Source organism: Streptomyces sp. NPDC050263, from assembly GCF_040655955.1.
Lineage (GTDB): Bacteria > Actinomycetota > Actinomycetes > Streptomycetales > Streptomycetaceae > Streptomyces.
The window spans coordinates 114309-129903 of record NZ_JBFAKW010000004.1 but is presented as its reverse complement, the minus strand read 5'-3'; the positions used below and the strand labels follow the sequence as shown (position 1 = coordinate 129903).

General features: G+C 73.4%; 12 protein-coding genes. 9 read left to right on the top strand and 3 right to left on the bottom strand.

Annotated features, from left to right (window positions below):
- Positions 1-179 precede the first annotated feature (179 nt).
- Positions 180-1544, bottom strand: coding sequence for an aspartate aminotransferase family protein (locus AB0J04_RS03010; protein ID WP_363166611.1), 1365 nt, complete (start codon positions 1542-1544; stop codon positions 180-182).
- 19 nt (positions 1545-1563) lie between these two features.
- A complete protein-coding gene (locus tag AB0J04_RS03005) occupies positions 1564-2082 on the bottom strand; it encodes an Lrp/AsnC family transcriptional regulator (RefSeq protein ID WP_363166610.1) in 519 nt (172 codons plus the stop codon).
- Between the two features lie 181 nt (positions 2083-2263).
- Here AB0J04_RS03005 and AB0J04_RS03000 point away from each other — a divergent pair, with 181 nt between their 5' ends.
- The 8 genes from AB0J04_RS03000 to AB0J04_RS02965 all read left to right on the top strand — a co-directional run bounded on the left by AB0J04_RS03000 (position 2264) and on the right by AB0J04_RS02965 (position 8399).
- Entirely contained in the window at positions 2264-3703 is a 1440-nt protein-coding gene (locus AB0J04_RS03000) for a gamma-aminobutyraldehyde dehydrogenase (RefSeq protein ID WP_363166609.1), read from the top strand.
- Between the two features lie 138 nt (positions 3704-3841).
- Complete coding sequence (locus AB0J04_RS02995; RefSeq protein ID WP_363166643.1) at positions 3842-4195, top strand: sortase-dependent protein; 354 nt, start codon at positions 3842-3844, stop codon at positions 4193-4195.
- Positions 4192-4839 (top strand): class F sortase, encoded by a 648-nt coding sequence (locus AB0J04_RS02990; protein ID WP_363166608.1) that lies wholly within the window; start codon positions 4192-4194, stop codon positions 4837-4839. The genes AB0J04_RS02995 and AB0J04_RS02990 overlap by 4 nt, the downstream gene beginning before the upstream one ends.
- Positions 4836-5333, top strand: a complete 498-nt coding sequence (locus tag AB0J04_RS02985; RefSeq protein WP_363166607.1) for an RNA polymerase sigma factor — start codon at positions 4836-4838, stop codon at positions 5331-5333. The genes AB0J04_RS02990 and AB0J04_RS02985 overlap by 4 nt, the downstream gene beginning before the upstream one ends.
- Positions 5317-5847, top strand: a complete 531-nt coding sequence (locus AB0J04_RS02980; protein ID WP_363166606.1) for a hypothetical protein — start codon at positions 5317-5319, stop codon at positions 5845-5847. Before AB0J04_RS02985 ends, AB0J04_RS02980 begins: the two co-directional genes overlap by 17 nt.
- A 73-nt stretch (positions 5848-5920) precedes the next feature.
- Positions 5921-6880, top strand: a complete 960-nt coding sequence (locus tag AB0J04_RS02975) for a hypothetical protein (RefSeq protein ID WP_363166605.1) — start codon at positions 5921-5923, stop codon at positions 6878-6880.
- 36 nt (positions 6881-6916) lie between these two features.
- Positions 6917-7576, top strand: a complete 660-nt coding sequence (locus AB0J04_RS02970; protein WP_363166604.1) for a hypothetical protein — start codon at positions 6917-6919, stop codon at positions 7574-7576.
- The gene (locus AB0J04_RS02965) at positions 7551-8399 is read left to right on the top strand and encodes an inositol monophosphatase (RefSeq protein WP_363166603.1); all 849 of its coding nucleotides are present in this window, start codon (positions 7551-7553) and stop codon (positions 8397-8399) included. Before AB0J04_RS02970 ends, AB0J04_RS02965 begins: the two co-directional genes overlap by 26 nt.
- Positions 8400-8410: 11 nt before the next feature.
- Here AB0J04_RS02965 and AB0J04_RS02960 read toward each other — a convergent pair whose 3' ends face one another.
- Positions 8411-9664 (bottom strand): SLC13 family permease, encoded by a 1254-nt coding sequence (locus AB0J04_RS02960; protein WP_363166602.1) that lies wholly within the window; start codon positions 9662-9664, stop codon positions 8411-8413.
- A 113-nt stretch (positions 9665-9777) separates the two neighbouring features.
- Between AB0J04_RS02960 and AB0J04_RS02955 the strand changes: the two genes are divergently transcribed.
- The gene (locus AB0J04_RS02955; RefSeq protein ID WP_363166601.1) at positions 9778-15591 is read left to right on the top strand and encodes a TIR domain-containing protein; all 5814 of its coding nucleotides are present in this window, start codon (positions 9778-9780) and stop codon (positions 15589-15591) included.
- Positions 15592-15595 lie beyond the last annotated feature (4 nt).

The window sequence follows — 15595 nt, the reverse complement described above, 5'->3', positions numbered from 1 at the left end:
GCCAATCCCCCATCCTGGGGAACGAACGGGAAACGAAGGCAGGGCCGATCGGTCACGAGCACGCTAAGGATGTCGCGGCGGGCATCCACACAGCACACGGCCCCGGGCCGCCGTTTCTCACTCGAACGGCAGACACCGGGGCCGGTGTTGATCACAGAGTCAGCTCATCGGGCTGACGGTCACAGCTTCGTCCACGCCTCCGTGAGCGTGGCGCGCAGGATCTGCTCGATCTCGTCGAACGTCTCCTGGTTCGAGATCAGCGGCGGGGCGAGCTGGACGACCGGGTCGCCGCGGTCGTCGGCACGGCAGTACAGGCCGTTGTCGAAGAGCGCCTTGGACAGGAAGCCGTACAGGACGCGCTCGGTCTCGTCCGCGTCGAAGGACTCCTTCGTCGCCTTGTCCTTGACCAGTTCGATGCCGTAGAAGAAGCCGTTGCCGCGGACGTCGCCGACGATCGGCAGGTCGTGCAGCTTCTGGAGGGTGGACAGGAACGCGCCCTCGTTGTCGAGGACGTGCTGGTTGAGGCCCTCGCGCTCGAACAGGTCGAGGTTGGCCAGGCCCACCGCCGCGGACACCGGGTGGCCGCCGAAGGTGTAGCCGTGCAGGAAGGTGTTGTCGCCCTGGTAGAACGGCTCGGCGAGCCGGTCGGAGACGATGCACGCGCCGATCGGGGAGTAGCCCGACGTCATGCCCTTGGCGCAGGTGATCATGTCCGGGACGTAGTCGAACTTGTCGCAGGCGAACATGGTGCCGAGGCGGCCGAAGGCGCAGATGACCTCGTCCGACACGAGCAGCACGTCGTACTGGTCGCAGATCTCGCGGACCCGCTGGAAGTAGCCGGGCGGGGGCGGGAAGCAGCCGCCCGCGTTCTGCACGGGCTCCAGGAAGACGGCCGCGACCGTGTCCGGGCCCTCGAAGAGGATCTGCTGCTCGATCTGGTCGGCGGCCCAGCGGCCGAAGGCCTCCGGGTCGTCGCCGTGGATCGGGGCGCGGTAGATGTTGGTGTTCGGGACCTTGTGCGCGCCCGGGACGAGCGGCTCGAAGGGGGCCTTCAGGGCCGGCAGGCCGGTGATGGACAAGGCGCCCTGCGGGGTGCCGTGGTAGGCGACCGCGCGGGAGATGACCTTGTACTTGGTGGGCTTGCCGACCAGCTTGAAGTACTGCTTGGCCAGCTTCCAGGCGGTCTCGACGGCCTCACCGCCGCCGGTGGTGAAGAAGACCTTGTTGAGGTCGCCGGGCGCGTGGTGGGCGAGACGTTCCGCCAGCTCGACGGCCTTGGGGTGGGCGTAGGACCACACCGGGAAGAACGCGAGCTCCTGCGCCTGCTTGAAAGCCGCCTCGGCGAGCTCCACGCGGCCGTGGCCGGCCTGGACCACGAACAGACCCGCGAGCCCGTCGAGGTAGCGCTTGCCCTTGTCGTCGTAGATGTAGGTGCCCTCGCCCCGGACGATCGTCGGGACCGGGGAGTTCTCGTACGAGGACATGCGGGTGAAGTGCATCCACAGGTGGTCGTACGCGGTGCGGCTGAGGTCCTTTGAGCTCACGGTTATCGGGTCCTCACGGTCATCGGGTTCCCCACATGTAGGTCTGCTTCTTCAGCTTCAGATAGACGAAGCTCTCGGTCGAGCGCACGCCGGACAGGGCGCGGATGCGTTTGTTGATGACGTCCAGCAGGTGGTCGTCGTCCTCGCAGACGATCTCGGCGAGGACGTCGAACGAGCCCGCGGTCATCACCACGTACTCGACCTCCGGCATGGCGGTCAGCGCCTCGGCTATGGATTCGACGTCGCCCTCGACGTTGATCCCGACCATCGCCTGCCGGCGGAAGCCCACGGTCAGCGGGTCCGTCACGGCGACGATCTGCATCACGCCCTGGTCGAGCAGCTTCTGGACGCGCTGGCGCACGGCCGCCTCGGAGAGGCCGACCGCCTTGCCGATCGCGGCGTACGGCCGCCGGCCGTCCTCCTGGAGCTGCTCGATGATGGCGAGGCTGACGGCATCGAGGTGCGGGGTGCTGCCGTTCCTGGACTCGCGGGAGTCCCTGTGCTCTGCGCTTCGACTGGCCACGACCTCACTGTGCACGACGTCTCGACCGTTCCGCAAGGTCGATGCGATGAAATTCGTTGTTTACGTGAGTGAGATCTGCGGATTCCGCAGCCATCACGCGATCAGGGGTGTTGAAAACGTCGGTGCGCGGATTACTGTGGGTGTCTCAGTCAATGGACACCCGCACGCGGGACACCCGCACTTGGAGGGCCGGTCAGTGAGCAGCGAGCTGCGTCGTCTGCGCAACTACATCAACGGTGAGTTCCGGGACGCCGCCGACGGACGGACCACCGAGGTGGTCAACCCCGCGACGGGCGAGGCGTACGCGACCGCGCCGCTGTCCGGCCAGGCCGACGTCGACGCCGCGATGGCGGCCGCCGCCGCGGCCTTCCCGGGCTGGCGCGACACGACGCCGGCCGAGCGGCAGAAGGCCCTGCTGAAGATCGCGGACGCGTTCGAGGAGCGGGCCGAGGAGCTCATCGCGGCCGAGGTGGAGAACACGGGCAAGCCGATCGGGCTGACCCGTTCCGAGGAGATCCCGCCCATGGTCGACCAGATCCGCTTCTTCGCGGGCGCGGCCCGGATGCTGGAGGGGCGCTCGGCCGGTGAGTACATGGACGGCATGACGTCCATCGTCCGCCGCGAGCCGGTCGGCGTCTGCGCGCAGGTCGCGCCGTGGAACTACCCGATGATGATGGCCGTGTGGAAGTTCGCCCCGGCGATCGCGGCCGGCAACACGGTCGTCCTGAAGCCCTCGGACACCACCCCGGCCTCGACCGTCCTGATCGCCGACATCATCGGCTCGATCCTGCCCACGGGCGTCTTCAACGTCGTCACCGGCGACCGTGACACCGGCCGGCTGATGGTCGAGCACCCGACCCCGGCGATGGCGTCCATCACCGGTTCGGTGCGCGCCGGGATGTCGGTCGCCGAGTCGGCGTCGAAGGACCTCAAGCGCGTCCACCTGGAGCTGGGCGGCAAGGCGCCGGTCGTGGTCTTCGAGGACACCGACATCGCCAAGGCCGTCGAGGACATCTCCGTGGCGGGCTACTTCAACGCCGGCCAGGACTGCACGGCGGCCACGCGCGTGCTCGTCCAGGACTCGATCCACGACGAGTTCGTGACGGCGCTGGCCAAGGCCGCGGCCGAGACGAAGACCGGTCAGCCGGACGACGAGGACGTGCTGTACGGCCCGCTCAACAACCCCCACCAGCTCAAGCAGGTCACCGGCTTCATCGACCGGCTGCCCGCCCACGCCAAGGTCGAGGCGGGCGGCCGACGCGTCGGCGACAAGGGCTACTTCTACGCCGCGACCGTCGTCTCCGGCCTGAAGCAGGACGACGAGATCATCCAGCACGAGGTCTTCGGACCGGTCATCACCGTCCAGTCCTTCACGGACGAGGACCAGGCCGTGGAGTGGGCCAACGGCGTCGACTACGCCCTCGCCTCCTCGGTGTGGACCAAGGACCACGGGCGCGCGATGCGGATGTCCAAGAAGCTCGACTTCGGCTGCGTATGGATCAACACCCACATCCCGCTGGTCGCCGAGATGCCCCACGGCGGCTTCAAGAAGTCCGGCTACGGCAAGGACCTGTCGGGCTACGGCTTCGAGGACTACACCCGCATCAAGCACGTGATGACCTCCCTCGACGCGTGAAGTTCCGCCGCGCGGAGCCGCCCCCCGGGGCGGCTTTGCCATCTCTTTACAACCTGCCCCAGGGCTGTCTCGTCTCTTAGCCCGATCCGTCGCCCGATCCGTCGACGGACCGAGGAAAGAGAGCGATTCATGCGACTCATGCCCCGAACGGGCCTCGCCGCCCTGGCAGTTGCCACCACCGCCCTGCTGGCCGGCGCGGCGCCCGCGCTCGCCGACGCGGGGACGCCGACCCCCGTCCCCGACACCCGCAGCGCGAGCCCCGTGCCGAGCGAGGCCCCGACCAAACAGGCGCCGGCGGACGAGGCCAGCACGGCTCCGTCCGCGGTTCCGAGCCAGGTCGCCGTCGTGCCGCGGGGCGCGGCCGAAACCGGTGTCGAGGAGCCGTCCGCCGACAGCGACGCCGGGGTGATCGGCGGCGGCGCGGCCGGCGTCCTCGCGGCGGCCGGCACCGTCTTCTACGTCGTCCGGCGCCGGAGGGCGACCGGCGCATGAGCCCGCTCTCCAGGCGTGCCCCGGCCGCCCTGTCGGCCCTCGCGGCACTGCTGCTGCTCACGGGCTGCGCCGGTGACCAGGCCGAACCGGCCGCGGCGGCCGCCACGCGCACGCCGGGCGCCTCCGCGGCCCCCGTCGCCCGGCCGACGCAGCCCCTGGCGCGCTCGGTGCCGGTGGGGCTGCGGATCCCCGCCATCGAGGTCGACGCCCCGGTCATGCGGCTGGGGCTGGCCGCCGACGGCACTGTCGAGGTGCCTCCGGTCGAGCAGGACGACCGGGCCGGGTGGTACGAGAACTCGCCGACGCCGGGCCAGACCGGACCGTCGGTCATCCTCGGCCATGTCACGGTCGGCCGGTACGGCGACGGCGTCTTCCGCCGCCTCGACCGGCTGCGCAAGGGCGATCTGATCGGGGCGCGTCTGGAGAACGGCACGACGGCCGAGTTCGCCGTCACCGAGGTGCGGACCGTCGACAAGGCCGAGTTCCCGACCGAGGACGTCTACGGGAACGTGGACCGGCCCGCGTTGCGTCTCATCACATGCGGTGGCCCCCGGACCGGCGACGGATACCGCGACAACGTGATCGTCTTCGCCGAGCTGAGCCCATCGCCCGGCGCTGGGCCGACTGCTGCGGGAGAACGTTGAAGCGGCTCGCCTCACGGGAGAGGGCGGCGTCCGAGCTGTTCGCCGCCCTCTACCCACGCCTCGCCGGCTGGTGCCGCCGCCTCGTCGACGACGACGAGACGGCGCACGAGATCGCCTCGGAGGCGTTCACCCGGCTCTGGGCCCGCTGGACGGCCGTCGCGGAACCCCAGGGCTTCCTCTTCGTCACCGCCGCCAACCTGGTCCGCGACCACTGGCGCAAGCTCGAACGGGAGCGCCGGGCCGTGCGCCGGGCCGGCGTCGAGGCCGCCGTCGCCCCGCCCGCCGAACCGGCCGATCCCTCGGTGCGGATGCTCGTGCAGTCCCTGCCCGACCGGCTGCGCGTGCCCATCCTGCTGCACTACTACGCTGACATGCCGATCAGGGAGGTGTCCGTGCTGACCGGGCGCAAGGAAGGGACCGTCAAGGCCGACCTGCACGCGGCCCGCGAACTGCTCCGCGCCCATCTGAGGAGAAGCCTTGATCACACCTGCTGACGACTTCGACGACGGCCCGGACCTCGACCCCGACGACCCTCTGACCGTCATCCTTAGGCCCGCCTCCGGCCACCTCGGCGCGCCGCCCGGCCGCTACCAGGAGATCCGGCGGGGCGCGGCCCGCCGCCGCCTGCTGCGCGCCGCCGCCGGGGCCGGCGCGACCTGCGCGGTCCTCACGCTCGCCGTCCTGCTGCCACTGCGCCTGACGGCGTCCGACGCGCCCGCGCGCCCGACGGTCCCGCTCGCCCCGCCCTCGCTGGGCGGCTCGGCGACCGTGCCCACCCCGTCGGTCGCGCCCTCCCGGGCGGACTCGACCGGGCCGGTCACCGAGCGCCCTACCGAGGGGGCCCCGTCCCCCGTACCGGACGCCGGGGCCTCGACTGCGCCCACCGACACCGCTGCCTCCGGCACGGACTCCGCCCGTGACCAGTCGCCGACACCGACCGTGCGGGACGAGTCGTCCAAGACCAGTGCGCCGTCCATCGCGCCGTCCGCGTCGAGTACGCGCCGCTGAGGCCGATGCACGCACCGTAGCCGTCGGGGGCGGTTGCTCCTACCCTGGAAGTCGCCGTCGGGGGAGGGTGGTCGTGTCGCGCAGTACACCGCAGCCGTCGGGGCGCCGGCTGGAGGACTCGATCGCGTGGGCGGTCCGCAACGCGGACGGCGTCGTCGCCATCGGGCTGGCTCTGACCGTCGCCCTGCTGGACGTCACGGACAAGGGCTTCGACGAGGACAACGACATCGTCTCCGGCGCGATCCTGCTGGTCCTGGCCGCGCTGGTGTACGGCTCGCTGACCGAACGGCGCCGGCGGATGGCCGACCTGCGCGCCGCCACCGCCGGGACCAGCCGGGCCATCGAGGACCTGGCCATGGTCCGCACGCTGGCCGGACCCGAGGTGGGCGTGGCGCACGAACAGGCCCGACGCAGCACCGCCCGCTGGGTGTTCAAGGGCGGCACCGGCACCTACCTGCGGGCGGTCACCCTGCCGGAGTGCGTCCGGGAGGCGCAGCGCCAGCGCCGTTCCCTCAGCATGAAGATCGACATCGTCAACCCGGCCGACGACCGGGTGTGCGAGGCCTACGCCCGCTTCCGACGCACCTTCGGACACGAGGACACCGGCGGCTGGACCCTCGAACGCACCCGCAAGGAGTCGTACGCCACCGTCCTGGCCGCCAGTTGGCACCGGCAGCGGCTGGACACGCTGGAGATCGACGTCCATCTCAGCTCCGTGGCGCCGGCGTTGCGCTTCGACCTGTCCGACACCTGCCTGATCATCACCCAGGACGACCCGCGCCGCGTGAGCCTGTACGTCGAGCGGGGGCGGCCGCTGTACGACTACTACGTCACCGAGCTGCACCAGAGCCGCGAGCAGGCGGTCAAACTCGACCTGCGGGAGGCCACCCCGCTCGGCGACGAGCCGACCGTCGACGAGGCCAGACGCCTGCTGGAGCGGCTCGGACTGCCGCTGCCGAGCAGTTTCACCGACCGCGACGTCGGCGACATCATCGACAAGGCGCTGCACGCGGAGGATCCCTACCGCAGGTGAGAGCGCCGTCTTTCTTCGGTCTGGGGAGGGGGAGCGATGGATTACCCGGCCCTGGAACGGGCCGCACGGCGGGGTGCGTCCGCCGAGCTGATGCGGCACGCCGCATCGGACCTGGAAGAGATCGTGTCCGGCCGCCGCGTCCTGCGCGCGGTGCGCCATCCACTGGGGTTCGTCTGCCTGCCGGTGCTGCGCGACGGAGCGGAGGGCGTCTGCGTGCATGTCTTCGGGCCGACCGATCCCGTCCTGACCGACCATCAAGTGCACTCGCACAGCTGGGAGTTGACCAGCACCGTGCTGTACGGGCGGCTGAGCAACCGGCGGATGGAGGTGACCGAGGAGAGCACGCAGCCCACCCACCGGGTCTTCGAGGTGCGCAGCGAACCGTCCGGGGCGGACGAACTGCGGCCCACCAGACGGCTGGTGCGCTGCTCTCCCGGCCCCGAGCAGACCAGCGCCCGAGGCCAGACCTACGCCCTTGCCGCGGGCGAGTTCCACACCACCGTGGTGCCGGACGGCCGTCCGACCGCCACCCTGGTGCTGGGACGCACGCTGCCCGGCCGGGCGGACCTCTCCCTGGGCCCGGTACGGGCCCCGGGCCACCGGATGGTCCGCAGGATGTGCGACGCGGCCCAGACCACCCGGATCGCCCAGGCCGCGCTCAGGAGGATCCATGAGCCCCAGCCCCCGCTCGTCTGACTTCACCGCCGAGTGCCGTACGGCGGTGGCGGCCGCCGAGGCGGCCGGGGCGCTGTTGCGCTCCCGCTTCCCCGACGGCTTCGCGGCCCGCCCCAAGGGCGACCGCGGCGATGTCGTCACCGACCTGGACCTGCTGGCCGAGGCCCTGGTCGTCGACCGGATCCGCGCGGACTTCCCGCACGACCGGGTCCTCGCCGAGGAGGCCGGGGACCTGGGCGGCGACGGGGGCGGCGGCCGGACCTGGCTGGTGGACCCCCTCGACGGCAGCAACAACGTGGTGATCGGGCTGCCCGTCTACGTCGTCGGCGTCGCCCTCTGCGTCGACGGGGCGCCGGTGGTCGGCGTGGTGCACGACCCGGTGACCGGACGGACCTGGTCGGCCCGGCACGGCCGCGGCGCGCACGGCCCCGCCGGACGGCTGCTCGTTCCCGCGGGCCGCCCGCCCTCCCCGGCGGGACCGCTGCTGGCCTGGACCCAGGGGCACGCGGTGCGCCGCGACGACCCCGCGGTCCGCGCGCTGCGGCACACCCTGGAGCTGCGCTCCCGTCGGCTGCTCCAGCTGTGGGCGCCCCTGCTGGCCTGGGCGATGCTGGCCCGCGGGGACATCGACGGCTTCGTCGGCTACCGCGCGGAGGCCATCGACCTGCCGGCCGGCGCCCTGCTGGCCCGCGAGGCCGGAGTCGCCCTGCGCCACCTCGACGGCCGCGACTTCACCGGCTGCTTCACCGGCCCGGACACCGAGCGCTCCTTCGTCGCTGGCCGACCGGAGACGCTGCCGTCGTTGCTGGAACTGGTCGCCGACTCCGCCGTGCCCACCTCCTGAACGCCGGACGGCTACCGAGTGAGTGCCAACGCGGCGACCGATGCCGTCACCGCCGTGACCGCCAGTACCGTGCCCGTTCCCATCAGGCGGGCGACCGGGACGCGGACGCCGTACGCGAGGCAGCGTTCGTACCAGAGGAGGGTCGCCAGGGAGGCCCACGGGGTGATCACCGGGCCCGCGTTGGTGCCCACCAGCAGGGCGAGGAGCTGATCGTGGTTGGCGACCGGCACGGCCCCCTCGCCGGCCAGGTAGACGGGGAGGTTGTTCAGGACGTTCGACAGACCGCCGCCGACCGCCGCCGCGCGGAACTGGCCCAGCAGGCCGCCGTCGTCGCCGACCGCCGCCGCCAGCAGGTCGTGCAGACCGTGCGCGTTGACCGTCTCCACCACCAGGAACATCCCCGGGACCATCACCAGCAGCCGCCAGGGGATCAGGGACCAGCGCAGCGCCGAGCGGCCGCGCAGGGCGAAGGCCGCGACCGCGACCGCGGCGGCCGTCGCGGACGCGATCCACAGCTCGACGTCGGCGACCAGGATCGCCAGCAGGAACCCGCCGCAGGCGAGCGCGCAGGCGCGGAAGAGGACGGGGTCGGCGGGGCGGTGGACCGGCGGCGGCTCGTATCGGTCGGGGGCCTTCTCGCGCACCCGCTCCGTCACCTGCACCGCGCCCGGCCCGCCGCTCGATCCGGCCGCCGCGCGACGGCCCCGGCGCCAGAAGAACACCCACAGGCAGGCCGTCGTCACCGCGATCGCCGCCAGCTGGGGAGCCCACATCCGGCCCGCGAGCCCCAGCGGGGACAGCGCGACACGGTCCGCGGCCAGCAGGTTCGTCAGGTTGGAGACCGGCAGGAGCAGACTCGCCGTGTTCGCCAGCCAGACCGTCGTCATCGCCAGCGGGACCGCCGCGATGCCGATCCGCGCCGCCAGCGCCAGCATCACCGGGGTCAGGAGCACCGCCGTGGTGTCCAGGTTCAGGGCGATCGTGGTGACGGACGCGAAGGCCACGCACAGCAGGAACAGCAGTGCGTAGCTGCCCCGGCCCGCCCGCGCCACCCGCGCCGCGACCACGTCGAACACCTCGGCCCTGCTGGTGAGTTCGGCGAGCACGATGACCGTGCCCAGGAAGGCCAGCAGCGGGGCGATCCGGGTCATCGCGTCGGACGCCGCACCGGTCGGCAGCAAGCCCGAGGCCACGCACACCAGTCCGGTCGCGAGAAGACCGATCGCCACCCGGTCGAGCACATGCAGACGCCTCAGCACAGACACGGGGGGAAGGGTCGCACATTTGTGCTCCGCTGTGACCAGGGACGGGGACCGGTCCGGAAAAAGCCCATATCTACGCTCGCTCACGGCATCATGCATACATGGGGGGTCGTCAGATGACGGGTGACGCAGGGCCGTTGGACTTCTTCGTCAGCTATTCGCCGGCCGACGAACGCTGGGCGTCCTGGATCGCCTGGACGCTGGAGGAGGCCGGGTACCGCACGGTCCTGCAGGCCTGGGACTTCGTGGCGGGCACCAACTTCGTGGACTTCATGGACCGGGGGGTGAGCGAGTCCGCGGCCGTCATCGCCGTGCTGTCGCGGAACTACGAGCGCTCCCGGTACGGCCGGATGGAGTGGCAGGCCGCGCTGCGCGCCGACCCGGACGCGCCCGAGCGGCGCTTGATCACGGTCCGGGTCGAGGACATCCCGGTGGAGGGGCTGCTCGCCACCATCACCTACGTCGACCTGGTGCCCGTCACCGATCCGGCCGCCGCCCGCGACCTGCTCCTCACCCGGGTCCGGCAGGCCCTCGACGGGCGGGCCCGGCCCAGCCTGCGGCCCGCGTATCCGGGTGACGGCAGGCCGGTCCCGCCCGCCCCCGCCGTGCCGGTCGCGCCCGCCTCCGGACGCCCCCTCGGGCGGGCCGGCTGGGCCGGGAGGCGCCGGCCCGCCGCGCCGCCGGCCTATCCGCGGGTCACCGGGGACCCGGCGACCCGGGAGGCGGTCACCGTGCTCCAACTGGCCGGGCCCGCCTTCGGGCGCGGGCAGGATCCGGCCGAACTGCAGGCGGCGATCTGGGGCGACCTCGTCGAGCTGTACGACGTCGGCGCGCCCGCCCCCGACCTGCTGGTGGTCACCGGCGACCTGACCGCCTCCGGCAGCCCCCGCGAGTTCGACCAGGCGCTCGCCTTCCTCACCGGACTGCGGGCGCTGCTCGGCCTCGAACCGCACCGGGTCGCCCTCGTCCCGGGCGGCCACGACGTCAACCAGGCCGCCTGCCGGGCCTACTTCAGCACCTGCGAGGCCGACGAGATGCCGCCCCGGCCGCCGTACTGGCCCAAGTGGCGGCACTTCGCCCGACTCTTCCAGGAGCTGTACCAGGGGCTCGACGCCGTCTTCGACAGCGACCAGCCGTGGACCCTCTTCCCCGTGCCCGAGCTGCACACCGTCGTCGCCGGGCTGAACTCCTCGATGGCCTACAGCCATCGGCTCGACGACCAGTACGGCCTGCTCGGGCCCGAGCAGGCCGCCTGGTTCGCGCAGGCGCTGCGGCCCTACGAGGAGGAGGGATGGCTGCGCATCGGCGCGCTGCGGCACGCCCCCGGGACGGCCCGGGCCGGGGTGCTGCGCGGCGCCGCCCCGGACGGCTCGGGGCCGCTGCGCGACACCGACGTGCTGGCCCGGCTCACCGCGCCCCGGCTGCATCTGCTGCTGCACGGCCCGACCGGCCCCGGCGCGCACCCGGCCCTGCCCACCGCCGCCGGCGAGCTGCCGCTGCTCGGCGCGGCCGGACCCGCCCGGCACCAGCTCCTGCGCATCGGCCGCGACGGACTCGCCGCCTGGCCGGGCCCCGGCGAGCCGCGCCGCAGCCGCGTCGAGTGGCGGCGGGCCCACCGCGCCTTCGCCCCCGACGACCACTGCGACGACGGTCCCGCCGGTGTGCCGGACGGCGTCCCGGACGCGACGGCCGTGCCCGACCCCGAGCCGCGGGCCGTGCAGTCGCCCGCCGACATACTGCTGGCCCGGGTCGCGGAGGTCTGCCGGACCCGGCACGAGGGCGCGCAGATCCGCCCGGTCGCCGGTCCGGTGCCCCAACTCCTCGTCACCTGGACCCAGTCGGGCTTCGTACGCCAGCAACGGGTCGCCGTGCACACCGGCACCCCCACCGACCAGGACGTCGAACGAGTGGTCGCGCTCGTCCACGCGGCCGACTCCGAGACCGAGGCCGAACTCGTCCACGACGGCCCGCCGCCCGCTCGCGAACTGCGCGACCAGGCCCGCCGCAGAGGCGTCCGGGTGCGCAGCTTCACCGAGTTCCAGGGCCTGCTCGACCTGCGGGCCTACGTCGGCGCCCAGAGCGAGCGGCTGCGCACCGACCCGCGCTATCCCCCGGGCATGTACCTGCCCCAGCGGTACCGCGAGGCCGAGCGGCTCGACGCCGAGGACCGCGACGGCCTGGTCGACGACATGCTCCGCCTCCTCGACTGCGACCAGGGCCGCTTCCTGCTCCTGCTCGGCGACTTCGGCCACGGCAAGACGTTCGCGCTGCGCGAGCTGGCCCGCCGCATCCCCGTCGAACTCCCGCACCTGGTGCCGCTGTTGGTCGAGCTGAACGCACTGGACCGGGCCTACTCCTTCGAGGGGCTGGTCGCCGCGCACCTCGCCGCCCACGGCGTCGACAACATCGACCTGCGCGCCTTCCGCTACATGCTCCAGCAGGGCCGGATCGTGCTCCTCTTCGACGGCTTCGACGAACTCGTCACCCGGGTGACGTACGACCGGGCCGCCGAGCGGCTGCAAGTGCTCCTGGACTCCGCCGTCGACAGCGCCAAGATCGTCGTCAGCAGCCGCACCCAGCACTTCCGCTCCCAGGGCCAGGTGCTGACCGCGCTCGGCGAACGAGTCGGCCTGCTCCCGCACCGCCGGGTGCTCGCCGTCCAGGAGTTCACCGCGGCGCAGATCCGCGCCTACCTGATCAACCGCTACGACGGCGACGACCGCGCCGCCGACCGCCGGGTCCGCCAGCTCGACGCCATCCCCGACCTGCTCGCCCTGTGCCGCAACCCCCGGCTGCTGGGCTTCGTCGCCGACCTGGACGACGACCAGCTGCGCGCCGTCGCCGGAGCCGGCCGCGCGCTCAGTCCCGCCGGACTCTACGAGGAGGTGCTCACCGCCTGGCTGCGCTTCGAGCAGCAACGGGCCGGCGGCCCCGGCCGGGCCCCCGGACTCAGCCTGGAACAGCTGTGGAACGCGGTCACCGCGCTCGCCCTGCGGCTGTGGCAGAGCGGCCAGGACTCGCTGCGGCTCGACGAGCTGACGGACGTCGCCGAGACCCTGACCGGACTCGCCGACAGCCGGCTGTCCGTCCCGCAGGCCGCGCACGCGGTCGGCTCCGGCAGCCTGCTGGTGCGCAGCGAGGACGGCGTGTTCCGGTTCATCCACGGCTCGGTGGTGGAGTGGCTCATCGCCCGGGAGTGCGCGCTGCGGCTGGCCGCGGGGGACAGCACGCTGCTCGGTCGGCGTCAGCTCAGCCAGCTCGCCGTGGAGTTCCTGTGCGACCTGGCCGACCACCGGGCCTGCCAGGAGTGGGCCGAACAGGTGCTGGCCGCGCGGGAGACCCGGGGCGCGGAGGTGTCCCGCGCCAACGCCGTGAAGATCCTGTCCCGGCTGCGGGTGCCCGCCCACACCGACCTGCGCGGCGCGGCCCTCGCCGGGGAGGACCTCTCCTACCGCGACTTCTCCGGCGTCGACCTGACCCGCGCCGACCTCACCGACGCCCGGCTCGTCGGCGCCGACCTCTCCGGGGCCGTTCTGCGGGACGCCCGGCTGACCGGCGCGCGGCTGGACGGCGCCGATCTCACCGGGGCCGACCTGCGCGGAGCCGACCTGCGGCGGGCCCGGCTGATCCGCACCGATCTGACCGGCGCCCGCGTCGAGGGCGGCCGCTGGCGGCGGGCCGCGCTCATCGGCGCGACCACCGGAGCCGGGCTGCCGGACACCCCGGAACTGTCGGTCGCGGCGCTCGCGCCCGGCATGGCCGTCGACTCCGGGTTCCGGCCCTCCGCGGTCGGCGTGCCCTACGGCTTCGACATGCGCACCAGCCGACTGCCCGAACCCATCTCCTACAGCCCCGACGGCGAACTCCTCGCCGTCGGCAGCGAGGACGGCGGGGTGCTGGTCTGCGACGCCGTCACCGGCACCGCCCTGCGCACCCTCCAGGGCCACACCGACCGCGTCTACGCCGTCAAGTTCCGCGAGCGGGTCCTCGCCACCGGCAGCGCGGACGGCACCGTCCGGCTGTGGGACCCGGTGTCCGGCGCGTGCCGGCACCGGCTGGAGATCCATCCGCGGGGCGTCTGGCCCGTCGTCCTCGACGCCGGGGGGTCCCTGCTCGCCACCGGCGACGCCGACGGGGTGGTCACCGTGTGGGACACCGCCACCGGCGCCCCGCTGCACCGGCTGCCCGGGCACTCAGCGCCCGTCTACACCGTCGCGTTCGCCGCCGACAACGCCACCCTCGTCACCGGGGACGCCTCCGCCGCCGTCCGGCTGTGGGACCTCGGCGCCGGGCGGCTGCTCGGGGCGCTGCCGGGGCATCGGGGCGCGGTGTTCCGGGCCCGGTTCAGTCCGGACGGCACGCTGCTGGCCACCGGCGACATGGGCGACGGGCGGGCCGGGACCGTGCGGGTGTGGGACGTGGCCGGGCGGCGGGTGGTGCACACCTTCACCGGGCACGCCGGCCGCGTCTACACGCTGGACTTCCACCCCGGGGGCCGGTTCCTGGTGAGCGGCGACACCGAGGGGGAGGTGCGGCTGTGGGACCTGGCCGCCGGAGCCGGCGCCGGGGTGCTCGGCGGCTGCCGCGGGGCCGTCTACCAGGTGCTGTTCGATCCCGACGGCACGCTGCTCGCCGCCGGCGACAGCCAGGGCGTCGTCCGGCTGTGGCGGTTCGCCCCGGAGGCCGACCCGGCCGCCGTGGCGCTCACCCGGCAGCCCACGGAGCATCGCGGCTCGGTCTGGGTGTGCAAGTTCCGGCCGGCCGGCGAGGGGGCCGCACCGGAGACCGGCTCGCTGCTGGTCACCGGCGGCAACGACGGCGTCGTCCGGCTCTGGGACCCCGCCACCGGTCAGGGGCGGCGGATCCTGCGCGGGCACGGGCGGCGGATCGGCACGCTCTCCTTCAGCGCCGACGGCTCGATGCTGGCGGCGGGCGGCAACGACGGCGTCGTCCGGCTGTGGCACTGCGCCTCCGGGCGGCGGCTGCGGGAGCTGGCCGGGCAGAGCGACCGGCTGATCTCGGCCGTGTTCAGCCCCGGCGGCCCGCTGCTCGCCACCGCGAGCAGCGACGGCGACATGTACCTGTGGAACGCCGAGACGGGCGAGTACCAGCGCGAGATGGACGTCGAGACCGACCACGTCTGGGCGGAGGCGTTCAGCCCGGACGGCGAACTCCTCGCCACCGCCAACGACGACGACACGGTGTGCCTGTGGTACCGGGCGACCGGCGCGCACGTCGTCACCATCGGCGAGCACTTCGGACGGGTCCGCTCGGTCGCCTTCCGGCCCGACGGCGCGCTCCTGGCCACCGGCTGCGACGACCGCAAGGTGCGCCTCTGGGACCTGGCCGAGCGCCGGGTCACCGCCGTCCTCGACGGGCACACCGACCGGGTCTACGCCGTCACGTTCGCGCCCGACGGCTCCTGGCTGGCCAGCGCCTCCTGGGACGGCCGGGCGGTGATCTGGCGCGACGGCGTGGCCGCGCACCGGCTCACCGGCCACACCGGCAAGCTGTGGACGGCCGCGGCTCACCCGAGCCGCCCGCTGCTCGCGACCGCGGGCGACGACCGGACGGTCCGCCTCTGGGACGCCCGCACCGGCCGCCGGCTCGCCGCCCTGACCGGCCACACCGGCCGCGTCCTCGCGGTCGCCTTCAGCCCCGACGGCTCGACCCTGGCCAGCGGCGGCGAGGACGGCACCGTCCGGCTGTGGCAGTTCCCCGCCGACGGCGGCCCGGCCGCGCTGCGCGCCACCCTGGTCGGCCTGCCGGGCGGCTGGGCCGCGCTCGCGCCGTCCGGCGGCTACAAGTACGAGGGCGACGTCACCGGCGAGTTCTGGCACGCGGTGGGCATGTGCCGGTTCGAGCCCGGGGAGCTGGACGGCCATCTCCCGGGCCTGCGCAACGTGGCATTGGAGGACCCGCTGGAGTGAGCCA

Coding starts and splice junctions, on each gene's coding strand:
- AB0J04_RS02995 (WP_363166643.1), top strand. CDS start 3,842: ATGCCCCGAACGGGCCTCGCCGCCCTGGCAGTTGCCACCACCGCCCTG.
- AB0J04_RS02990 (WP_363166608.1), top strand. CDS start 4,192: ATGAGCCCGCTCTCCAGGCGTGCCCCGGCCGCCCTGTCGGCCCTCGCG.
- AB0J04_RS02970 (WP_363166604.1), top strand. CDS start 6,917: ATGGATTACCCGGCCCTGGAACGGGCCGCACGGCGGGGTGCGTCCGCC.
- AB0J04_RS02965 (WP_363166603.1), top strand. CDS start 7,551: ATGAGCCCCAGCCCCCGCTCGTCTGACTTCACCGCCGAGTGCCGTACG.
- AB0J04_RS02955 (WP_363166601.1), top strand. CDS start 9,778: ATGACGGGTGACGCAGGGCCGTTGGACTTCTTCGTCAGCTATTCGCCG.